Source organism: Mesorhizobium sp. SEMIA396, from assembly GCF_024518615.1.
In the GTDB taxonomy this organism is placed as follows: domain Bacteria; phylum Pseudomonadota; class Alphaproteobacteria; order Rhizobiales; family Rhizobiaceae; genus Mesorhizobium.
The window spans coordinates 17,432-39,020 of record NZ_JANIFC010000003.1 but is presented as its reverse complement, the minus strand read 5'-3'; the positions used below and the strand labels follow the sequence as shown (position 1 = coordinate 39,020).

General features: G+C 63.4%; 22 protein-coding genes. 12 read left to right on the top strand and 10 right to left on the bottom strand.

Annotated elements, in window-relative coordinates:
- Window positions 1-56: 56 nt before the first annotated feature.
- Window positions 57-977, bottom strand: coding sequence for a LysR family transcriptional regulator (locus tag NP503_RS09640; protein WP_027039874.1), 921 nt, complete (start codon window positions 975-977; stop codon window positions 57-59).
- Between the two features lie 162 nt (window positions 978-1,139).
- Here NP503_RS09640 and NP503_RS09635 point away from each other — a divergent pair, with 162 nt between their 5' ends.
- The 4 genes from NP503_RS09635 (at window position 1,140) to NP503_RS09620 (ending at window position 5,584) form a co-directional block, all read left to right on the top strand.
- Window positions 1,140-2,357, top strand: coding sequence for a urate hydroxylase PuuD (locus NP503_RS09635; RefSeq protein ID WP_127266491.1), 1,218 nt, complete (start codon window positions 1,140-1,142; stop codon window positions 2,355-2,357).
- Window position 2,358: 1 nt separating this feature from the next.
- On the top strand, window positions 2,359-3,675 hold the full coding sequence (gene guaD / locus NP503_RS09630; RefSeq protein WP_127266492.1) for a guanine deaminase: 1,317 nt from the start codon (window positions 2,359-2,361) through the stop codon (window positions 3,673-3,675).
- A 143-nt stretch (window positions 3,676-3,818) separates the two neighbouring features.
- Window positions 3,819-4,322, top strand: a complete 504-nt coding sequence (locus NP503_RS09625) for a heme-degrading domain-containing protein (protein WP_127266493.1) — start codon at window positions 3,819-3,821, stop codon at window positions 4,320-4,322.
- Window positions 4,319-5,584 carry a glycerate kinase gene (locus NP503_RS09620; protein WP_127266494.1) on the top strand — a complete coding sequence of 422 codons (1,266 nt, stop codon included), beginning with the start codon at window positions 4,319-4,321 and terminating at the stop codon, window positions 5,582-5,584. Before NP503_RS09625 ends, NP503_RS09620 begins: the two co-directional genes overlap by 4 nt.
- Window positions 5,585-5,646: 62 nt before the next feature.
- On the opposite strand, the gene NP503_RS09615 is transcribed toward NP503_RS09620, so the two are convergent.
- The 4 genes from NP503_RS09615 to NP503_RS09600 all read right to left on the bottom strand — a co-directional run bounded on the left by NP503_RS09615 (window position 5,647) and on the right by NP503_RS09600 (window position 11,226).
- Window positions 5,647-7,104 carry a UdgX family uracil-DNA binding protein gene (locus NP503_RS09615; protein ID WP_127266495.1) on the bottom strand — a complete coding sequence of 486 codons (1,458 nt, stop codon included), beginning with the start codon at window positions 7,102-7,104 and terminating at the stop codon, window positions 5,647-5,649.
- 2 nt (window positions 7,105-7,106) lie between these two features.
- On the bottom strand, window positions 7,107-8,342 hold the full coding sequence (locus tag NP503_RS09610; protein ID WP_127266496.1) for a putative DNA modification/repair radical SAM protein: 1,236 nt from the start codon (window positions 8,340-8,342) through the stop codon (window positions 7,107-7,109).
- Window positions 8,343-8,428: 86 nt separating this feature from the next.
- On the bottom strand, window positions 8,429-9,850 hold the full coding sequence (locus NP503_RS09605; protein WP_372958882.1) for a glutamine synthetase family protein: 1,422 nt from the start codon (window positions 9,848-9,850) through the stop codon (window positions 8,429-8,431).
- Complete coding sequence (locus NP503_RS09600) at window positions 9,847-11,226, bottom strand: aspartate aminotransferase family protein (RefSeq protein ID WP_127266497.1); 1,380 nt, start codon at window positions 11,224-11,226, stop codon at window positions 9,847-9,849. The genes NP503_RS09605 and NP503_RS09600 overlap by 4 nt, the downstream gene beginning before the upstream one ends.
- Before the next feature lie 156 nt (window positions 11,227-11,382).
- Here NP503_RS09600 and NP503_RS09595 point away from each other — a divergent pair, with 156 nt between their 5' ends.
- Window positions 11,383-11,835: a hypothetical protein gene (locus NP503_RS09595; RefSeq protein ID WP_127266498.1), complete on the top strand. Its 453-nt coding sequence runs from the start codon at window positions 11,383-11,385 to the stop codon at window positions 11,833-11,835.
- A 6-nt stretch (window positions 11,836-11,841) separates the two neighbouring features.
- Here NP503_RS09595 and NP503_RS09590 read toward each other — a convergent pair whose 3' ends face one another.
- Together NP503_RS09590 and NP503_RS09585 are read right to left on the bottom strand one after the other, a co-directional pair.
- The gene (locus NP503_RS09590) at window positions 11,842-12,816 is read right to left on the bottom strand and encodes a WD40 repeat domain-containing protein (RefSeq protein WP_127266499.1); all 975 of its coding nucleotides are present in this window, start codon (window positions 12,814-12,816) and stop codon (window positions 11,842-11,844) included.
- 256 nt (window positions 12,817-13,072) lie between these two features.
- The gene (locus NP503_RS09585; protein WP_127266500.1) at window positions 13,073-14,128 is read right to left on the bottom strand and encodes a GTP-binding protein; all 1,056 of its coding nucleotides are present in this window, start codon (window positions 14,126-14,128) and stop codon (window positions 13,073-13,075) included.
- A 196-nt stretch (window positions 14,129-14,324) separates the two neighbouring features.
- Between NP503_RS09585 and NP503_RS09580 the strand changes: the two genes are divergently transcribed.
- On the top strand, window positions 14,325-15,056 hold the full coding sequence (locus NP503_RS09580) for an intradiol ring-cleavage dioxygenase (protein WP_127266501.1): 732 nt from the start codon (window positions 14,325-14,327) through the stop codon (window positions 15,054-15,056).
- Here the strand turns inward: NP503_RS09580 and NP503_RS09575 are convergent.
- Window positions 15,020-15,205, bottom strand: coding sequence for a hypothetical protein (locus NP503_RS09575; RefSeq protein WP_127266502.1), 186 nt, complete (start codon window positions 15,203-15,205; stop codon window positions 15,020-15,022). The genes NP503_RS09580 and NP503_RS09575 overlap by 37 nt on opposite strands.
- A 66-nt stretch (window positions 15,206-15,271) precedes the next feature.
- Between NP503_RS09575 and NP503_RS09570 the strand changes: the two genes are divergently transcribed.
- On the top strand, window positions 15,272-15,742 hold the full coding sequence (locus NP503_RS09570) for a MarR family winged helix-turn-helix transcriptional regulator (protein ID WP_127266503.1): 471 nt from the start codon (window positions 15,272-15,274) through the stop codon (window positions 15,740-15,742).
- A gap of 24 nt (window positions 15,743-15,766) precedes the next feature.
- On the opposite strand, the gene NP503_RS09565 is transcribed toward NP503_RS09570, so the two are convergent.
- Window positions 15,767-16,636, bottom strand: coding sequence for an AraC family transcriptional regulator (locus NP503_RS09565; RefSeq protein ID WP_127266504.1), 870 nt, complete (start codon window positions 16,634-16,636; stop codon window positions 15,767-15,769).
- A 49-nt stretch (window positions 16,637-16,685) separates the two neighbouring features.
- Between NP503_RS09565 and NP503_RS09560 the strand changes: the two genes are divergently transcribed.
- From NP503_RS09560 to NP503_RS09540, 5 genes are all read left to right on the top strand, one after another.
- Window positions 16,686-17,093 carry a DUF2000 family protein gene (locus NP503_RS09560; protein ID WP_127266505.1) on the top strand — a complete coding sequence of 136 codons (408 nt, stop codon included), beginning with the start codon at window positions 16,686-16,688 and terminating at the stop codon, window positions 17,091-17,093.
- A gap of 190 nt (window positions 17,094-17,283) precedes the next feature.
- Complete coding sequence (locus NP503_RS09555; RefSeq protein ID WP_164748949.1) at window positions 17,284-18,168, top strand: DMT family transporter; 885 nt, start codon at window positions 17,284-17,286, stop codon at window positions 18,166-18,168.
- 77 nt (window positions 18,169-18,245) lie between these two features.
- A complete protein-coding gene (locus NP503_RS09550) occupies window positions 18,246-19,268 on the top strand; it encodes a LacI family DNA-binding transcriptional regulator (RefSeq protein ID WP_081738944.1) in 1,023 nt (340 codons plus the stop codon).
- Window positions 19,265-20,248 carry a 2-hydroxyacid dehydrogenase gene (locus NP503_RS09545; RefSeq protein ID WP_127266507.1) on the top strand — a complete coding sequence of 328 codons (984 nt, stop codon included), beginning with the start codon at window positions 19,265-19,267 and terminating at the stop codon, window positions 20,246-20,248. The genes NP503_RS09550 and NP503_RS09545 overlap by 4 nt, the downstream gene beginning before the upstream one ends.
- Before the next feature lie 82 nt (window positions 20,249-20,330).
- Window positions 20,331-20,735 (top strand): hypothetical protein, encoded by a 405-nt coding sequence (locus NP503_RS09540; protein WP_032901504.1) that lies wholly within the window; start codon window positions 20,331-20,333, stop codon window positions 20,733-20,735.
- On the opposite strand, the gene NP503_RS09535 is transcribed toward NP503_RS09540, so the two are convergent.
- Window positions 20,736-21,509, bottom strand: coding sequence for a gamma-glutamyl-gamma-aminobutyrate hydrolase family protein (locus NP503_RS09535; RefSeq protein ID WP_127266508.1), 774 nt, complete (start codon window positions 21,507-21,509; stop codon window positions 20,736-20,738).
- Window positions 21,510-21,589: the final 80 nt, after the last annotated feature.

Genomic DNA, 21,589 nt, shown 5'->3' with positions numbered 1-21,589 from the left:
TCAGGGGATGGCAACCGCTGGCGCTGGGCCAACCGCCGGTCACGTGGAGGCCAGCATTATTTCCCAGCTAGCAGATCGTTGATCAGTCGCTGGCAGCGCTCGGCCATGAAGTCGAGCAGCAGCCGCACTTTTGGATCCTGCAGCTTCTTGTGCGGATACACGGCGGCGAACTGCACCGGTGTCGGTGGCGTGCTGCTCAGGATCACCTTCAGCCGCCGGTCGCGGATGAATGGCTCGACCTCGAAGCGCGGCTTGTTGATGATGCCGCGGCCTGAAAGCGCCCAGCCGGTCAGCACGTCGCCATCGTCGGTGTCATATGGCCCGTGCACCTCGAATTTCTGCGGGCCTGTGGGGGTCTGCAGCGTCCACACATATTCGCGCGCGCCGGAATAACGCAGCATCAGGCAGTCGTGCTTCTTGCCGATCAGTTCCTGCGGCTCGATCGGTTCGCCGCGCGCCTCGAGATATTTCGGCGCCGCCACCAGCACGCGCTCGCATTCCATGATGCCGCGCATCCTGAGGCTGGAATCCTCGATGATGCCGAGCCGGAAGGCGACGTCGATGCCTTCCTTCATGATGTCGACATTGTGATCCGAAAGCCTCAGCCTCACCTCGATGTCTGGGTATTTGTCGTGAAAATCGGGAATGCCCGAGGCCACCAACCGACGGCCGAGGCCCAAGGGGGCGGTGACGCGGATGGTGCCGCGCGGCTGACCGGAAAGCGCCGAGACCGCGGCTTCCGCTTCGGTGATCGCCTCCAGCACCTGCTTTGCGCCCCCGTAAAAAACCGTGCCATGCTCGGTCGGCATCAATTGCCGCGTCGTGCGGTTGAACAGACGCACGCCTAGGTGCTTCTCCAACTCCTTGATGCGGTTGGAGGCGACCGCCGGCGAAATCCGCATGTCGCGCCCGGCCGCCGACAGATTGCCGAGTTCGACCACGCGAACGAAGACGGCAATGTTGTCGAGATAGGCCATGCGGTTTAGTGGCTTTCCTGAGGCCGCCTTCGGGCGGCTCCCATCCTGCTGCGTGTGACTACCCTAGTATTTTCCATTTTTTTTTGAAAGTCATCGTGCACCTCGCCTCTTTCCGTTTGCGCTCCAACCCGTAAAGTCGCCCGATCGGCAGGGACGATTTCAATGATGGATTTCGCGATTTTCTGGGACTGGCTGAGTTTTGCCGTGCGCTGGCTCCACGTCGTCACCGGCATCGCCTGGATCGGCTCGTCCTTCTACTTCGTCGCGCTCGACCTTGGCCTGCGCCAGCGTCCCGGCATGCCCGTCGGCGCCTTCGGCGAGGAATGGCAGGTGCATGGCGGCGGCTTCTACCACATCCAGAAATATCTCGTGGCGCCAGCCGAAATGCCGGAACACCTGACCTGGTTCAAATGGGAATCCTACGCCACCTGGCTGTCCGGCTTCGCCATGCTGTGCGTCGTCTACTACGCCGGAGCCGATCTGTTCCTGATCGATCCGAACGTGCTGCCGATGTCGGTGCCTACAGGCATCCTGCTGTCGCTGGCAACGATTGGCGTCGGCTGGGTGGTCTATGATCTGCTGTGCCGCTCGCCGCTGGGAAAAAGCGATACCGGCCTGATGCTGGTGCTCTATTGCGTGCTGGTGTTCATCGCCTGGGGGCTGACGCACCTGTTCACCGGCCGCGCCGCCTTTCTGCATCTGGGCGCCATCACCGCCACGATCATGTCGGCCAATGTCTTCATGGTTATCATCCCAAACCAGAAGATCGTCGTCGCCGACCTCATCGCCGGCCGCAAGCCCGACCCGAAATACGGCAAGATCGCCAAGCAGCGTTCGCTCCACAACAATTATCTGACGCTGCCGGTGCTGTTCCTGATGCTGTCGAACCACTATCCGCTGGCGTTCGGCACTGAGTTCAACTGGGTCATCGCCTCGCTGGTGTTCATCATCGGCGTGCTGATCCGGCACTATTTCAACTCGGTCCACGCGCGCAAGGGCAACCCGACCTGGACCTGGATGGCGGCACTTGTCCTGTTCATTGTCATCATCTGGCTGTCGACCGCGCCGAAAGTGCTGACCGGCGAACCCAGGGAATCTGCGGCGGCGCAAATCTATGTCGCTTCAGCGCATTTCCCGGCCGTACGCGACACCGTGCTCGGCCGCTGCTCGATGTGCCACGCGGCGGAGCCGGTCTATGAGGGCATCTATCATGCGCCCAAGGGCGTGATGCTCGACACCGACGCCGACATCGCCAACCACGCCCGCGAGATCTATCTGCAGGCCGGCCGCAGCCACGCCATGCCGCCCGCCAACGTCAGCCAGATCACCGACAAGGAGCGGGCGCTGCTGGTGGCCTGGTTCGAAGGCGCAGGGAGATAGCATGAACTCGACACTTCTGCGCGGCCGCACGCTGTCCTTCGTGCGCTGGCCGCAGACCATCGACGATCATTCCGCCTGGCGCTACGAGGAGGACGGCGGCCTGCTGATCCGCGACGGCCGGATCGTCGCTGCGGGCACCTATGCCGATGTTGAAAAGCAGGCCGGCAAGACGGCGAAGAAAATCGACCACCGGCCGCATCTGCTGCTGCCCGGCTTCATCGATGCGCATGTGCATTTTCCGCAGATGCAGGTCATCGCCTCCTATGGGGCAGAACTGCTCGACTGGTTGAAAACCTACACTTTTCCGGAGGAAACGAAGTTCGCCAACGCCCAGCACGGCCGCCGCATCGCGCGGCTGTTCCTCGACGAAATGGTGCGCCATGGCACGACGACGGTTGCCGCCTACTGTTCGGTGCACAAGGCTTCGGCGGAGGCCTTCTTTGCCGAATCGCATGACCGCAATATGCTCAACATCGCCGGCAAGGTGATGATGGATCGCAATGCGCCCGACGGCGTGCTCGACACGCCGCAATCGGGTTACGACGACACGAAGGCGCTGATCAAGGAATGGCACGGCAAGGGACGGCAGCACTACGCCATCACGCCGCGCTTCGCCATCACCTCGTCGCCGGAGCAGATGGAGATGGCGGGCGCGCTGTGCCGCGAACATCCCGATTTGCACATGCAGACGCATCTGTCGGAAAACCACGCCGAAATCGCTTTCACGCAGGAACTCTACCCGTGGTCGCGCGACTATACCGACGTTTACGAGCACTACGGGCTGTTGGGCAAAAAGAGCCTGTTCGGGCACTGCATCCATCTCTCGGAGCGCGAAGCGGATGCGCTTTCCGACAGTGGCTCGGTGGCGGTGTTCTGCCCGACTTCCAACCTGTTCCTCGGCTCCGGCCTGTTCGACTATCAGCGCTTTCGTCGCCGCGAAAAGCCGATCCGGATCGCCGCCGCCACCGATGTCGGCGGCGGCACCAACTACTCCATGCTGCGCACCATGGACGAGGGCTACAAGGTGATCGCGCTGAACGGCGAGAAGCTCAACCCGCTCCAGTCCTTCTGGCAGATGACGCGCGGCAATGCCGAGGCGCTGTCGGTGGCCGACAAGATCGGCACGCTGGACGAGGGCACCGATGCCGACATCGTCGTGCTCGACGCCAGGGCAACGCCGGCGATGCGGCTCAGGATGGAGACTGTCGAGACGCTGGCGCAGGAACTTTTCCTGCTTCAGACGCTGGGCGACGACCGCACTGTCCGCGAAGTTTATGTGGCGGGGCGGCCAGCCAAGGCGGATATGATCGCGGGGTGAGACCCCCTCACCCCGAGGGGAGAGGACCGCAGCTCGACGGAGTGGGGGTCGACCCTGGCGGGGCAACACGATCGCCGCGACGGAAGCTTGACCGGGCGGAGCTTGTCGTACACACGATTTGTGACTGACTTCGGAGAAAGAAAATGGCCGCTGCGGACGACATCGCTCTGATCCAGAAGCAGGAAGAGACGCTGGTCTTCCCGGCCTTCGACGAGGCCGTCGCCTTCGAGATCGGCGCGGCGATCCGTGAGCGGGCACTGGCCGAGGCCATGCCCATCATTGTCGATATCAGGCTGTGGGATCGGCCGCTGTTCTACGCCGCGATGCCGGGTTCGAACGCCTCGAACCCCGACTGGGCGCGACGCAAGACCAATGTGGTCAAGCGGTTCCTGAGAAGCACCTATCGTATGGTGTTGGAACAGCAGCGCCCGGACCGCAGCTTCAAGATCGGCGAAGGGCTGGATATTGCCGACTACGTGCTGGCCGGCGGTGGCTTTCCGGTGACCGTCAAGGGCGCCGGCGTCATCGGGGTGATCGCCGTCTCCGGACTGCCGGAGCGCGAGGATCACGGCGTCGTCGTAGATGCGCTATGCGATCATTTGGGCGTCGACAAGCGCGGCCTGGCATTGCCTCGGGACGCCGAATGACCGTGCTCGATCCCAAGGCATTCCTGACCTCCATCTTCAACGCCGCCATCGCCGCCGCCGACCCGGAACGAACCATCCGGGATCATCTGCCGGCCAAGCCGAAGGGCCGCACCATTGTCATCGGCGCGGGCAAAGGCTCGGCGCAGATGGCGGCAGCGTTCGAGAAAGCGTGGGACGGCCCCATCGAAGGGCTGGTCGTCACCCGCTATGGCTATGGCGCGACCTGCGAGCGCATCGAGATCATCGAGGCGGCTCATCCGGTGCCGGACGCTGCCGGTCTGGAAGCCTCGCGGCGCCTGCTCGCCAAGGTCCAGAATCTGACTGAGGATGACCTGGTGGTGGCGCTGATTTCCGGCGGCGGCTCGGCGCTGTTGCCGTCGCCCGCCGGCGGCTTGACGCTGGCCGACGAGATCGCCGTCAATGAGGCGCTGCTCGCCTCTGGTGCGCCGATCGCGGCGATGAACACCATCCGCAAGCACCTTTCCACCATCAAGGGCGGCAGGCTGGCAGCGGCCGCATGGCCGGCCAGGGTGGTGTCGCTGATCGTCTCCGATATTCCCGGCGACAATCCGGCAATGGTCGCCTCCGGCCCAACCGTACCGGATACAGGCAGCCGCGCCGACGCGCTGGCCTCGATATCGGCCTATCGCATGAAACTGCCGGCCTCGGTGATGGCGCATATCAATTCGCCGGCCGCCGATGCGCCAAGCCCGGACGACGAGCGTTTTTCGCGCAACGAGGTGCATCTGGTCGCTTCGGCCGGGGTATCGCTGGAAGCCGCCGCTGCGGAAGCGAAACGGCAGGGTGTCGAGGCCGTTATCCTCTCCGATGCCATCGAGGGCGAAGCGCGCGAGGTGGGCGGCGTCCATGCCGCGATCGCGCGCGAAGTGGCGACGCGCAACCGACCATTTTCGAAGCCGGTGCTCATCTTATCGGGCGGCGAGACAACCGTGACCCTGCGGGCGAAAGGCAAGGGCGGCCGCAACTCGGAATTCCTGCTGGCTTTCGCCATAGGCATCAACGGCGTCGAAGGCATCCACGCATTGGCCGCCGACACCGATGGCATCGACGGTTCGGAAGACAATGCCGGCGCCTTCGCCGATGGCTCGACCGTGTCGCGCATGCGCTCGGCCGGTGTCGATGCCAAGGCCATGCTTGCCGGCAACAATGCCTGGACGGCCTTCAACGCGGTTGGCGATCTCTTCGTACCCGGCCCGACCGGCACGAATGTCAACGATCTCAGGGCGATTCTGATCAGGTAGCTGAAGCAATTCCAGGAAAAGTGTGAAGCGGTTTTCCGTCCGGAATTGCGAAAACAGACTGATCAGGCGGCCATCAGCCGCTTCACCAGCTTCATATCCTGCAGAAACCGTTCGCGTTCAGCCTCCTTGTCCGCGGACTCGCGGATGCGCAGAATGAAGGAGGGATGGATGGTGATGAACACGCGCAATCCGTCCTCGCGCTCGATCACTTGTCCGCGCATCTTTGTCACCGGGATCGCCTTGCCGAGCAGCGACATCGCCGCCGTCGCGCCGAGTGCCACGGCGAGGTTCGGCTTGATCAGCTCGAATTCCTGGTCGATCCACCAGCGGCAGGCCTGAATCTCACCGGAATTCGGCTTGGAGTGGATGCGGCGCTTGCCGCGCGGCTCGAACTTGAAGTGCTTGACCGCGTTGGTGACATAGACCTTTTGCCGATCGACACCGGCATCATCCAGGATCGCATCGAACACCTTGCCGGCCGGACCAACGAAAGGTTTGCCGGCGAGATCCTCCTGATCGCCTGGCTGTTCGCCGACGAAGATCACCTTGGCATTGTCGGGGCCTTCACCGAAGACGGTCTGCGTCGCGTCGCGCCACAGCGGGCAGCGGCGGCAGCCTTTCGCTACCTCACGCAACTCGGGAATCGTGTCTGCATCATCTTCCGGTGCTTCGGCGGGCTGCTTCGGCCAATGCCGTGCCTGCACCTTGGCGTGGTGCGGCGCGGGTGTTGTCGGCATCTTCGCAATCATGTCCTTGGCGGCCTTGTCCGCTCCTGCGATCATGTCTGGAATGAGCGAGGCCTCGGGAAGGTTCCGCCAATATTTCTTCGGCATCTCCTTCTGCATGGCTTTCACCTTCAGCCGTGCCGGGTTGAAGATGTTCTCGAAATAGATGCGCCACAGCGCCTCGGTATCGTCCTGATCAGGCGCATCGCCCTTGGCCGCGCCCGGCCCGATCGCCAGCCTTTCGCCATCCCAGTCGGCGGAGGCATAGGGCGTCAGGATCGTCCAGCGCATGCCGGTGAAACGCCTGACGAAGAAATCGGCGTTGCGCTCGACGATGAAATGATCCGGCTCGAACCAGGCGACATAGCGCTCATCGGCACCGTCGCCGATTTTCCGGAAGCGTACGAAGGCGTGCATCTTGTGGCTGTCGCGCCGCACCGCCTTTTCCATGGCCTCAAGCCGCCTGGTGTCGGGATCCGACGCGATTTCCAGCAGTTTAGGCTCATCGCGCAATCGCCAAAGCATGCGGTAGAGAAAGGCAAACCGGCCGGGATCGGAATGACAGAACGCCGTTTCGGCATGCCCGATGAAGTCGCGCGGCACGGCGAGTTGCGCGCCCGCAGGCACTTCAGGCAATTCTGCCTGATCGGAGCCCGGCGCGACATGCCAGCCGACGTCCTCGGGCCTGACCTCATTCAGGGCCAGCCGCCGTGCCGCGTCACGCCAGCCGGCAAAATCCGTCTCGCTGTCGAGCCGTACACTGTATCTGGCGAGATCAAGTTCAGCTGGCCGCATGATCAGAACAACGATAATTGTTCGCAGGAGGGGGCGATCCTGTCGCGCAGGCCGGCCTTGTCGGTCAGCGCACCAGGCGACCAGCCTTCGGCGATGATGAACGGCCTGAGCTTGGCGATCGACTGGCAGACCCGCCCGACATCCTCGAGCCGCATGCGCCGATGCCGGCGCGTCTCCAAAATCTTTGCCACCACCTTGGTGCCGAGACCCGGCACCCGCAGCAGAGCTTCGCGGTCGGCGCGGTTGATGTCGACCGGAAACTGCCCCCGGTTGCGCAGCGCCCAGGCGAGCTTCGGGTCGATGGCGAGATCGAGCATGCCGTCGCTGCTCCCGGCGAGGATTTCCGGCTGCGAAAACCCATAGAACCGCATCAGCCAGTCGGCCTGATAGAGCCGGTGTTCGCGCATCAGCGGTGGTTTCAGCAAGGGCAGCGACGATGACGAATCCGGAATCGGGCTGAAAGCCGAGTAATAGACGCGCCGCAGATGATAGCTGCCATAGAGCCGCGCGCTGGTGTGAAGGATGCCGTCGTCGGATGTCTTGTCGGCGCCGATGATCATCTGAGTCGACTGGCCGCCCGGCGCAAAGCGTTCGCGCTTTCTGGTCTTCAAAGTCGGCTCGGCCTTCTCCTCCATCTTCTGGCGCAGCCTGGCCATGGAAAGCCGGATTGTCTCCGGCTTCTTCTCGGGCGCCAACCGCTTCACACCCTCGTCGGTCGGCAGTTCGACATTGATCGATAGCCGGTCGGCATAAAGCCCTGCCTTCTCGACCAGTTCCGCCGAACTTTCCGGGATCGTCTTCAGATGAATGTAGCCGGAGAACTTCTCCTCCACGCGCAGTCGGCGTGCCACCTCGACCATCTCGCCCATGGTCTCGTCCGGCGAGCGGACGACGCCCGAGGACAGGAACAGGCCTTCGATATAGTTGCGCCGGTAGAAGTCCATGGTCAGCTTCACCACCTCGTCGACGGTGAAACGGGCGCGCCGCACATTGGACGACGAGCGGTTGATGCAATAGCTGCAATCGTAGATGCAGAAATTGGTCAGCAGGACCTTGAGAAGGGAAATGCAGCGGCCATCCGGCGCATAGGAATGGCAGATGCCCATGCCCTCGGTGGAGCCGATGCCGCCTGATTTCAGCGAGTCCTTTTTCGCTGCACCGGAAGAGGCGCAAGAGGCATCGTATTTGGCGGCGTCGGAGAGGATCGCCAGCTTTTCACGGACGGTAAGTGCGCTCATCTGTTCATGATATGTTCTAAACAGGAGATCCGCTACCTCATTTGATGGAGGCGGCGAAAAAGTGATCGCCGCCCATCATGAATCCATCAAACCTCGTGCAGATAGAGGTGGTAATCCAACTCGCTGACCGTGCGTGCCACCCGCAGATATTCGGACTGTTTGATCGCCACGAAGGTCCGGTGCAGGTCCTCGCCGAGCGCGTTCTTCAGGAAGCTGGACGTCCGCGCCGCTTCGATCGCGGCGCGCCAGTCGACAGGCATGGTCGTGCGCGTGACCGCTGCCTCATAGCCGTTGCCGGTCGTTTCGGGTCCCGGATCGAGACCTTCGTCCATGCCCTTGATGATTCCGGCGAGCACGGTTGCGGCGATCAGGTAGGGATTGGCGTCGACGCCGGACGGCCGGTGTTCGATGCGCCGGTTCTTGGCGTCGCCGGCCGGCACGCGCAGCGCCACCGAGCGGTTGTTGACGCCCCAGGTCGGCGCCACCGGCGCATAGGATTGCGAGACGAAACGCCGCCAGGAATTGGCATGCGGTGCAAACACCAGCATCGATTCCGCCATGGTCTGGATCAGGCCGCCGAGCCCCTGCAGCAGCGGCAGCGACCAGCTCTCGCCCCCAGCTTCGGCAAAGACGTTTCGGCCGGCCTTGTCCTGCAGCGAAACATGGAAATGCATGCCCGAGCCGGCATATTTCTCGATCGGCTTGGCCATGAAACAGGCGGTGACGCCGTGGCGGCGCGCCTGCGCCCGCACAAGCCGCTTCAGCATGACCAGATCGTCGGCCGCCCGCATCACATCCTTGCGGTAGTTCAGCGTCAATTCGTACTGGCCGGGCGCATATTCGGAAATCACCGTCTCGGCCGGAATGCCTTGCGCCTTGGCCGCGGCATAGATGTCGGAGAACAGCGGCTCCATGCCGTGCAGATGGTCGACCGAATACACTTCGGTCTTGCCCGAGACGCGGCCATCGAGCACCGCGCGCGCCGGCTGCACCTTGCCGTCGGCGTCGCGCTCATTGGCCAGCAGGAAGAATTCGAGCTCGAAGGCGCCGGCCGGATAGAGACCTTTGGCCGCCAGGATCTCCACCTGCCGAGCCAGCGCCAGGCGCGGATCCGACGACATCGGTCGGCCGTCGAGCATGTACATCGCCATCAGCAACTGGCCGCGGGGCGGGCTCGTACCGTAGAGCGGCACCAGCGTGCCGGGGATCGGCCATGCCCTGAGGTCGCCATCACCGGTCGTCCAGATCAGTCCGGTCTCGTGCACATCCTCGCCGGTGATGTCGAGGCCGAGGATCGAGATCGGCATATGGCGGCCGCCCTCGAAGATGCTCTTCAGTTCATGCCGGCGCACGATCTTGCCACGGCCGACGCCATTGGCATCGGTCAGCACGATATCGAAGGCCTCGATCTCGGGATGGGCGCCGAGAAAGGCGTGCGCCTCGGCAGGTGTCGAGCCCGAAGGTGAGGTTATCATGGCGTTGGGGTGGTCCATCGCCGCTTGTCTCATGCCGCAAGCTTCGCCGCAACCGCGCCGAAGGCGGTGATCAGCCGGTTGACCTGGGCAGCCGAGGTCGCCGGCGAGATCAGCATCATGTTGTGGAAGGGTGCGATCAGCACGCCGCGATTGACCAGCGCGACATGGATGGCGGCCTCCAGTTCCGGTGCATGCGCCATTTCCGCCTCGGCGCCATTGCGTAGCGGACCGGGCGCACAGATGAACTCGACACGAGCGCCGACGCGGGAAACATGCCAGGGCAGGCGATAGCGATCGATCACGCCGGTCAGCCCGGCATCGAGCCGCCGCGCCAGATGATCCATGCGGTCGTAGTTTTCCTGCGTCATCACCTCTTCGAGCGTGGCGCGCATCGCCGCGAACTGCAGCGGGTTGGCCGAGAGTGTCGTGCCCATGCCGGAATAGCCCGGCTCCTTGGTCCTGTTGTAATCCGCGTAGCGTGAGGCAACGTCGTCGCTCATGCCCCAGACACTGGCCGGCACGCCGCCGGCGATCGGCTTGCCCAGCACGAAGAAGTCCGGGTCGAGACCATATTTCCTCGTGTAGCCGCCGGGGCCGGTCGAGATCGTGTGCGTCTCGTCGATCAGAAGCAGCGTGCCGGTTTGGCGTGTCAGTTTGCGCAGGGCGTCATGGTAGCCCGGATCGGCCAGCACCATGCAGGAATTGGTCAGCACCGGCTCGGCGATGACGCAGGCGACGTCCTTATCCCTAAGCGCGGCTTCGAGTGCTGAAACATCGTTGAACTCGATGACCTTGGCCGTGCGGGTCAAGTCGCGGAACTCGCCCGCCAATCCCGGCCGGTTGACGGGCTTGCCGTCGATCAGCCGCACCATCGTTTCGTCGACCGAGCCATGATAGCAGCCGTTGAAGACCAGGATTTTTTCGCGGCCGGTGACGGCACGGGCAACACGCAATGCAAAGCGGTTGGCGTCGGTCGCCGTCGTCGCGATCTGCCAGAACGGCAGGCCGAAGCGCTGCTGCAGCAGCGGCCCAATGGCCAGCGCATCTTCCGAAGGCAGCATATAGGTCAGGCCGCGTCCGGCCTGGCGGCGGACGGCGCGAGCCACCGGCGGCGGCGAATGGCCAAACATCGAGCCGGTGTCTCCAAGGCAGAAATCGTCGAGCTTGTTTCCGTCGATATCCGTGATCGTAGCGCCCCTGGCGTTGCCGACCAGGATCGGGAACGGCGTCGGCCAATCGTTCATCCAGTGCATCGGGACGCCGCCGAAGAAGCCGGGCAGGCCGTTGCCGATCTTGGCTTGCGATTTTGGCCGCGCCTTGCGGAAGGCTGCCCCCTCGGCTTCGCGCAAATCGGCAATGCGGTCGCGGCCGATGCCGCCGATGGACGTGTTGGACGTGTCGCTGTGCATGAAAACCCCTCTGGTCGATCCCTCTTAGCCAATCCGTGTCCGCATCCGCAATTGGCCGCGCATCTGCCCTGCGTTGGCTCAGCCTTTGGCGGCGGCGCTTGACCGTGCTGCCGAAGTCAGCGCCAATATGAGCGGGAATTGAGGTGGAGGGGTAAAATGCGAACGATCATGTGTGTGGCAATGCTTCTGTCGTCGGCTGGCGCTGCCTTCGCGTCGGGTGGCATCTGGTGCTCCACCGAGGACACGGCGGCGACATTCGAGGTCGAGGCAGGCGTCACCAGAGGCATGGGCGGGCCGACCTTCAACTTTCGCGGCAACCTCGAAATTCTGAGCCGGCCTGCCGGCGACAGCCTGCGCAAGACGGTGTTCGAGGATTCCAACCTGACGCAGTACTGGCTCGACGGCAAGGAATTGCGGCTGAACATCTATCGCGAGCACGAGGTCGCGCAAAAGATCAATTCGGTCGAACTGACGATCCTGACCAAGACCAGCGACGAAGGCGTCTACGACGGGAGCTATACGCTCGCCGTCTACGACGCCGCGGCGGATACGGACCAGGACGGCAAACCGGTTGAAATCAGCGGCAAGGTGTCGTGCGGAGCGGAGTGAGCGGGGTCAGGCCGTGATATCGATGACGCCGCAATCGCCGGCGGCACTGCCGAAGGCGACCCGGCGTTCTTCCTTGTCCCACATCATCGAGGTGATGGCGCCCTTGCCCGGCCGTCGCAACAGCACTTCCTTGGCGTCGGCAAAACGCACCGCCATCACCATGCCGTCATCATAGCCGACGGCAACGACATCCTGGCTCGGGTGGCAGGCGACAGCCGTCACCATGGCGTTGCCGCGCGTGCCGAGCTCCAGCGGTGCCTTGCCCATGGGACCATCCTTGCCTGAAAACGGCCAGACGATCGCCGCCGGCGCGCCGGAACTCGCCAGCCACTTGCCCTTCACACTCCACGACAGGCTTTTGACCTTGCCGGGATAGCCGGTCATGCGCATGTGCTTGCCGTCGGCGAGCTTCCAGCCGTGCAATGCGTTTTCTTGCATGGTGGTGACGAGGAAGGCGCCATCGGGAGAGAAGGTGATGCCGGTGTGGGCGCCGGCCCATTCAAGCTCCACCGGCTTGCCCTCGGCGGCCGGGAAATGCAGCGTCGCGCCATTGTAGCGGGCGACACCGAAGCGCATGCCCTTGGGCGAGAAGGCCAGCCCCTCGACCGAACGCGGATGGACGAATTCCCTCGTCTTGCCGTCGGCGAATCGCACGAAGGCGGTCTTGCCTGAGGCATAGGCGATGGCGCCTTGAGGCCCGGCGGCAACGCTGGTGATCCACTTCTTGGCCGCGCTTGCCAATTCCGTGACCTCGCCGCCCGCTTTCACGGAAAACACCTTGCCGTCCTCGCCGCCGGTGATCAGCCGGTCATTGGCCGCATCATGGAAGGCGGCAAGCACCCCGTCATTGGCCTGAATTGTCTTGTGGCCATGGTCGAGCCGATGGACGGCGCCGTCGGCCATCGCGAAATGCGGCACGTCGCCGAGGAAGACGGCAGCGATGCAGTGGCCTTCGAGATCAAGCGGGGCGACTGTTGGCATGGGAGATTATTCCATTCGAGATTTATGCTGGTCGTCTAACCTCGCTGGTCGCCAGCGCGGCTGGGTGCGGCCGGCCTTCTCCCCTTGTGGGAGAAGGTGGATCGGCGCGCAGCGCCGAGACGGTTGAGGGGTGGGTGACGGATCTCCGTCAGCGCCAAGCTGGAACACCCCTCATCCGACCGAGCTTCGCCCGGCCACCTTCTCCCACAAGGGGAGAAGGAAGGAGGGGCAGCGCTAGCGCTATAAAGTCTGGAAATCAAGCCGCCTGGCAGGCGTCAAAACTCTTCTTCAGCCGCTCGGCGTCGAGTTCCCTGCCGATGAACACCAGCCGGCTCTCATGCTTCTCGCCGTCCTTCCAGGCGCGCTGGTGGTCGCCCTCGATGATCATGTGCACGCCCTGGATGACATAGCGCTCATCATCGCCCTTGAGCGCGATGATGCCCTTCAGCCGCAGGATGTTGGGGCCTTCCATCTGGGTGATCTTCTCGATCCATGGGAAGAATTTCTTCGGATCCATCTCGCCGCCGCGCAGCGATACCGATTGCACCGTCACGTCATGGATGTCTGAAGCATGAGCGTGATGGTGGTGCCCGTCATGATCATGGTGGTGATGATCGTGGCCATCATGATCGTGGTCGTGATCATGATGATCGTCATGCGCCTCAAGGAAATGCGGGTCGTTTTCCAGCGCCCTCGACAGGTCGAAAGCGCCGCGATCGAGCACCTCGGTCAGGGCGACGCCGGCTCGGGTCGTGCGGTGGATCTTCGCCGCCGGATTAATGGCGCGGATCGTCGCCTCGACCTTGGCGAGCTCTTCTGATGTGACGAGGTCGGTCTTGTTGAGCACGACGACGTCGGCGAAGGCGATCTGGTCCTCGGCTTCCCTGGAATCCTTGAGCCGCAGCGGCAGGTGCTTGGCGTCGACCAGCGCCACCACCGCGTCGAGCCTGGTCTTGGAGCGCACGTCGTCATCCATGAAGAAGGTCTGCGCCACCGGCACCGGATCGGCGAGCCCGGTGGTCTCGACGACGATGGCATCGAAGCGGCCGGGTCGGCGCATCAGGCCCTCGACGACACGGATCAGGTCGCCGCGCACCGTGCAGCAGACGCAGCCATTGTTCATCTCGTAGATTTCCTCGTCGGATTCCACGATCAGGTCGTTGTCGATGCCGATTTCGCCGAACTCGTTGACGATGACGGCGTAGCGCCTGCCGTGGTTTTCCGACAGGATACGGTTGAGCAGCGTCGTCTTGCCGGCACCGAGATAGCCGGTGAGAACGGTTACGGGGATCTGCGTCTGTGCGTCGCTCATGGCTTGCCTCGAATTATCTGGGCCTCGGAAATTCGGCCTGAGAAAAGGGAATGTCGGCTCCATATAGGATGTGCGCCGGGCTTTTGCACGGGGCAAACCGATGGGCCAAACCGGCTTGCTGCATTGCCGAATCGTTGGCGAAAGCCGTTGTGATCGCCTAGATCAGGGCGACAGAGGCCAATTCGAGAGGCAAGATATGTCCGGCAAGCCATCCTCGTTCTCAATGAGCCGGCGCCAGGCGCTCGGTTTGATCGCGGTCACCGCCGGCGGTGGTGCCTTCCTGCCCGCCGCCGCGATAGCAGACCAGACTTCACCCTATGCCGGACTGGCCATGTTCGAAAACGGCGCCGGTGTCTGCACCATCACGCCCGAGGCGACCGAGGGACCGTTCTATTTCGATCCGAAGCTAGAACGCGCCGATGTCACCGAAGGCAAGAAGGGCATTGCCCTTAATGTCCGGCTGCAGGTTGTCGACGCGGGCTGCCGCCCGCTTGCCGGCGCTCGTGTCGACATCTGGCATTGCGACGCGCAAGGCGCCTATTCCGGCTATCCCGGACAGGGTGATGGCCGCGATCTCGACACCTCGGGCCAGACCTTCCTGCGTGGTTGGCAAAGGACCGACGCGAGTGGCATCGTTTCCTTCGCCACGATCTATCCCGGCTGGTATCGCGGCCGCACCACCCACATCCATTTCAAGGTCTTTCCCGACGACAGTTCGGTGATGACCGGACAGTTGTTCTTCCCGGACAGCCTCAGCGAGCAGATTTTCACCGCTGTCGCGCCCTACAACGACCGGTCGGGCGAGCGCGACACCTCGAATGCCGCGGACGGCATAGCCAGGCGGGCCGGACCGCAATCGCAGGCTGCGCTGCGCGAGCTGGAGGATGCCTATCAGGCGCTGATGATCATCGCGGTGAAGTCCGGCTGAGCGGCGGTCACTCCATCACTTTGCTCGCGGCGAAAATTCCGGCTGGGAATTCGTTTGTCATCTAACTGAAATAAACATCTGGCATTAGCCACGGCGGACACCACAATGCTTGCCGGCAAAGCTGTTTGAAGCTCCGGAATCTTTTTCATCGTCGATTGCCAACCGGCCGGCTGCCTCTATGCTGCCCGCACCGGTACGGCCGAAGAGGGATGACCATGGCCAAGGCGGATAAGACTGCGACAATGAGCCGGCTGCATTCGGCGGCAAGGCTGGCAAGAACGGCGCTGGCGGCCCGGCTTCTGGCGCACGGCTTCTATGCCGGCCAGGATCAGATCATGCTGGCGCTCGACCGTGAGGACGGCCAGACGCCGGGCAATCTTGCCGGACGCCTCGGCGTGCGCCCGCCTACCATCACCAAGACAATCAACCGGCTGCAAGCCCAGGGTTTTCTGGAAAAACGCGCCTCCTCGGCCGACGCCCGTCAGGCGCATATTTTCCTCACCGATACCGGCCGCGATATCATCCACGCTATCGAGAAATCGGTGAAGAAGACCGAAAAGCAGGCGCTGAAGGGCCTCGACAAGAAGGACCAGAAGTCGCTGTTCAAACTGCTTGCCCGCATCGAGGCCAACCTCTCGAACGAGGAACTGGTGCTCATCGACGACGACGCCGAATCGGACGACTGACCGGTGGATTGTTGCGGCAGGCGATCAAGCCGCCGCGGCAGAGCCCTGGATCAGCGACGACCAGCGTCCCGGTGTCATGCCGAACGCCTTCTTGAATTGCCTTGTGAAATGGCTCTGGTCGCTGAAGCCGGCTTCGACCGCGATCTGTGCCAACGGTTCGCCGGCGGCGATCATCCGCCGCGCCCGCTGAAGCCGGCGCATCACCAGGAAGCGATGTGGACTGGTGGAGAAAGCGGCACGGAAATGCCGTGACAAGGCATAGCGATCAAGCCCGGTTACAGCTTCCAGTTCGCCGGAACGCACCGGCCGGTTCAGGTTTTCCGTGAGATAGTCGCGCGCCAGCGCAGCCGCCCGCCACGCCGTCCTGGTCATCGGCTTCGCCGACTGGCCGCCATGCCGTGTCAGGCTTTGCATCAGTTGCGCCAGGAAGTCGTCGACGAACAGCTCGTCGAGTTCCTGCTCCAGCGGCCCCAGCGCCGAAAGCAACGTTGCGCAAAAGGCGGCGTCCGTCACCACGCCATCCCTGACAAAAGGCAGCGAAGCGCCGCCGAGGCAGTCGAGCATCAGCGACGGCTCCAGATAGAGCATCCGGTAGCGCAATCCGTCCTCGGTGCCGGCACCGCCGTCGTGCAACTCGTCGGGATGCAGCACGATGATCTGGCCGGGCAGGCTGTGGCGCGCAGCGCCGAGATAGCGAAACGTCTGCACCCCGTGCAGCGTCACCCCGATCGAGTAGGTGTCGTGGCGATGCAGGTCGAACGCGCTGCCATGGAAACGCGCCTCAATACGCTCCATGCCGGCGGGGTCGGAGGCCGAGATGATGCAGTTTTCCGCTGCATCGACGCACAAACGTCCAAGACCCCTGAAGGCCTGGCTGTCTAGATCGTGCGACATCGTCTCCTTCAGCCTCGCATTGGGGCACAAACCGAATGGCCAGTGTCTCATGTTCGATACGAAATTTGCAATCGTGCTCCGGGAGGATCTGCCGGTCTGGCAGAAACTCAACGTCACCGCCTTCCTGACCAGCGGCATCGTCGCGCAGTTTCCGGATATCATCGGTGAACCCTATCGCGACCGCGCCGGCAATCTCTACAACCCGCTGTCGATCCAGCCGGTCATCGTTTTGTCCGCCGACCAGACGACGCTGGGCACGATCCACCGGCGCACGCTGGAGCGCGGCGTGACCACCCCGCTCTATGTCGAGGAAATGTTTTCGACCGGCTTTGACGCGGCTAATCGCGCCGTCTTCGCCGAATTCGCGCCTGAAGACGCCAAGGTGGTCGGGATCGCGCTTCGCGCCGACAAGAAGCTGGTCGACAAGATCACCAAGGGCGCCCGCATGCACGCCTAGCCAGGGCACTACCTGCCGGCGGCTCTTGTTGTGCCAGCAGGCTTTCATGTCGCGGCAGTCGACAATTGGCTTGCCGGGAGCCGGCAATTCCCGCAAAGGTGGGCTCCAGCCCAGCTTCCCACCCGGCCTGCAAGTGAGTGCTCCCCAAAGACATGTAGAAAGCGCGACGCCCCCGGTGGCGATCGTGTGCATGCTTTCCACCTATGTCTTCTTCACCTTCCTCGACACATCAAGCAAATACCTCGTCCTTGCAGGCGTTTCCGTGCTGGTCGTTGCCTGGGTGCGCTTTGCCGTGCATGTCGTGCTGGTCGGCGCGCTGCTGCGCGGCTGGCGCCAACCGGTGCGGTTTCGTCCGGTCAATCTGCCGGCGCATATCCTGCGCGGGGCGTTCCTGTTCGGATCGACCATATTCAATGTCCTGGCGCTCAAATCCCTGCAACTGGCCGAGACCACCTCGATCTATTTCTTCGGGCCGATGGTGATCACGGCACTGGCCGGTCCGCTGCTTGGCGAGTGGGCCGGCTGGCGGCGCTGGCTGGCCATCCTGGCGGCCTTTGCCGGCGTCCTCATCATCACCCGGCCGGGCGTCGGCGTTTTCGGCATCGGACATCTCTTCGCGCTCGGCTCGATGCTGTCGAACTGCTTCTACGTCATCATGACGCGCCGCATGTCGGCGACCGAGACATCGGAGAGCCTCATCCTGTTTTCGGCGCTGGCGCCGGCGCTGCTGCTTCTGCCCCTGCTGCCGTTTTCGTTTTCCCTGCCGCATGACGGTTGGCACTGGTTCGTGCTGCTGATGCTCGGCGTGTTCGGCGGCGTCGGTCACTGGCTGCTGGTCCAGGCCTACCGGCTGGCGACAACCACGGCTTTGGCGCCCTATCCCTATTCGCAGATGGTGTGGATGATCATTTCCGGCTGGATCGTCTTCAAGCAGTTTCCCGACCGCTGGACATTGGTCGGCGCCGCCATCATCGTCGCCAGCGGTCTCTACATCGTCCATCGCGAGCATAGGCTTCGGCTGCGGAGCCGCGCGGCCTCGGATGTCGAGGCCGAGGCGTTGGCAAAAAAACTTTGATTTGCCCCCGATCGGTGGCATAACGCCGCCTTTAAACAGTTTAGGTCTGAAAGTTCAGGTCCGGGGAGCACACGTCGCTGGCACAAAAAATCAAGCTTTCGACGATCGCGGATGCGCTCGGCGTGTCCACGGCCACGGTCTCTCTGGCGCTGCGCGACAGCCCTCTGGTTGCCGGTACCACGCGTGACCGCATCAAGGAACATGCCCGCGCCATCGGCTATATCTACAACCGACGCGCCGCCAGCCTGCGCACCTCGCGTTCCGGCATTGTCGGCGTCGTCGTCCACGACATCATGAACCCGTTCTTCGCCGAGATCCTGCGCTCAATCGAAAGCGAGCTCGACCGCAGCCGGCAGACCTTCATCCTGTCCAATCATTACGATCAGCTCGAAAAGCAGCGCACCTTCATCGATACGCTTTTGCAGCTCGGCGCCGACGGCGTCATCATGTCGCCGGCCATCGGCACGCCGGCTTCCGACATCCTGATGGCCGAGGAGAACGGCCTGCCGGCTGTGCTGATCGCGCGCACCGTCGAGGGTGCCGACGTGCCGGTCTTTCGCGGCGACGACTCTTATGGAACAGGCCTTGCCACCAACCATCTGATCTCGCTCGGCCACAAGCGCATCGCCATGATCGGCGGCACCGACCAGACCTCGACCGGCCGTGACCGCTACCAGGGCTATGTCAACGCGATGGAGGCGGCCGGGCTGGAAGTCAGGCCGTCATGGCGCATCGCCGGCCCACGCACCAAGCAGGCCGGCTTCGAGGCCGCCGGACAGTTCCTGGCGCTGAAGGACAGACCGACGGCTGCCTGCTGCTGGAACGACCTTGTCGCCATCGGCCTGATGAACGGCATTGCCCGTGCCGGCCTTGTGCCCGGCGTCGACATCTCCGTTACCGGCTATGACGACCTCGAAGAGGCGGCGATCGCGACGCCGGCCCTGACCACCGTCTGGAACGGCCAGCGCGAGGTTGGCCGCCGCGCCGCCAGCGCGTTGCTCGACAAGCTCAACGGCCAGACGGTGCGGCCCTCGCAGGAATTGATCAAGCCGGAACTGCATGTGCGTCAGTCGACCGGCAAGCCGGTGGAGCGTGCATGACCAAGGCCGAACAGTTGCAGACCGTCGCCATCCTGGTGCCGGGCGATTTCAACGACCATGCGGTCGACCGCATCAACCGTACGTTCAGGCGTGTCAGAATCGAACGCGCCGATCCGGCGCTCGTCACCGACGAGATGCGCAGTGATGTGCGCGGCATCGCTTCGTTTGCCGGCATCAACGCGGCGATGATGGATGCGCTGCCCAACCTCGAGCTCATCGCCTCCTTCGGCGTCGGCTATGATTCGGTCGATGTCGGCCATGCCCGAGCGAAGAACATCATGGTCACCAACACGCCCGACGTGTTGACCGAGGAGGTCGCCGACACCACGATCGGGCTGTTGATCAACACCATCCGCGATCTGCCGCGCGCCGAAACCTGGCTGCGCGACGGCAGCTGGGTGCGCAAGGGCAACTATCCGCTGAGCCGGCTGACCTTGCGCGGGCGCAGTGTGGGTATTTTCGGCATGGGCCGCATCGGGCAGGCCATCGCCCGGCGTCTGGAAGCTTTTGGCTTGCCGGTCGCCTACCACAACCGGCGCCGTGTCGAAGGTCTTTCCTACCAGTATCATGCGACCCTGAAAGGGCTTGCCGAAGCCGTCGATACGCTGATTTCGGTGGCGCCGGGGGGCGCCTCGACGGAGAAGGCGGTCAATGCCGAGATACTGTCGGCGCTTGGCGCCAACGGCGTCTTCGTCAACATCGGCCGCGGCAGCACGGTCGATGAGGCAGCGCTCGCGGCAGCACTCGCCAACGGCACCATCGCCGCCGCCGGCCTCGATGTCTTTGCCGACGAACCGAATGTGCCCAAGGCGCTGCTCGACGCGCCCAACACCTCGCTGCTGCCGCATGTCGGCTCGGCCTCGGACCACACCCGCCGCGCCATGGCGGATCTGTGCGTCGACAATCTGGTGTCCTGGTTCACCGAGCGCCGTCCGCTGACCCCGGTGCCCGAGACGGCGCATGTGACTGCTAGAAACTGATCGGTGGTTGCCACATTTATTAACGTCAGCTTAACGCTTTGGAATCATTGTTCAACCTGTCCGTGTACGTGGATGAAGAATGATGAAAGCACTTTCCGCATTGATCGCTGCCGCGGCGCTGTTTGGTGGCATTCAGCTGTTTCATGGCGGCAGCCGTGAAAGCGTGGCCAACGAGGCCGCCCCGTCCAACAGCTACAGGCTGGTCGCCAATGGCGATGAGGCGGTCTGTGCAGTCAGCCGCGGGGCCGAAATTTCGGACGGTTTGTCGCTGCTCACCGTTGCTCCGAAATGCCGCCGGCTCTTGCCGGGCATAGAGCAGGCGAAGTTCTGGCGCGAGCAGAACGATGGCACGGTCGCCTTCAGCGCCAATGGCACCGATCCAATCGTCACCTTCGCGGCTGCCGATGGCGACGGCTACGAATCCTATGCCCCGGCGCTACCATTGCTGTCGCTGGCGGCCACCGGTGATAAGAAATCTGGCGACTGATTATTCCGCCGCCGCCCGCGCGCCAGCCTTCGCTGCGGCGTGCAGCCGAACCGCATCGCCGAAGGCCCGGAATATTTTCACCGAATTGCTGTCCGACTTGACCCAGTATTCCGGGTGCCATTGCACGCCGACGGCGAAGGCGCGGGCGTCGCGCACCGAAACCGCCTCGACCGTGCCGTCGGTGGCGACGGCCTCGACCTGCAGCTTCGAGCCGAGCCGGTCGATCGCCTGGCGGTGCAATGAATTGACCTTGATGTCGCCGGCACCGAACACACCGGCCAGGCAACTGTCGGGTTTGATCGAAATGGTCTGGTGGATGGCGAAGCGTTCGTCCTGCTTGTCGCTCACCGGCGCGCGGTGGTCAAGCGAGCCCTCGCGCTCCTGGATTTCGGTGCCGAGCGTGCCGCCCAGCGCCACGTTCAATTCCTGGATGCCGCGGCAGATGGCGAGCAGCGGCACGCCGCGCTCGATCGCCCGCCGGATCAGCGGCAGCGTCGTGGCGTCGCGCGCCGGATCATAGGGGCCATTGGCTTCGCTGGCGTCGCCGCCATAGAGCGAGGGATGCACATTGGATTTCGAGCCGGTGACCATCACGCCGTCGACCGACGAGAGAAGTTCGTCGAAGTCGAGCCGGTCGCCGAACGATGGCACCAGCAGCGGGAACACACCGGCGCCGGTGATCGCCGCTTCCAGATATTGCTGCGGGGCGGCATGCCAGGTGTAGTTGTCGAACTGACGGACGTCGGTCGATATGGCGACGAGCGGCTGATGCATTTTGCTCTGTGTTCCATCTGGGCAAGGGATACCTGCCGCTAAAATAGGCGATCCCCGGTTGTTTTTCCATGCCAAGTTTC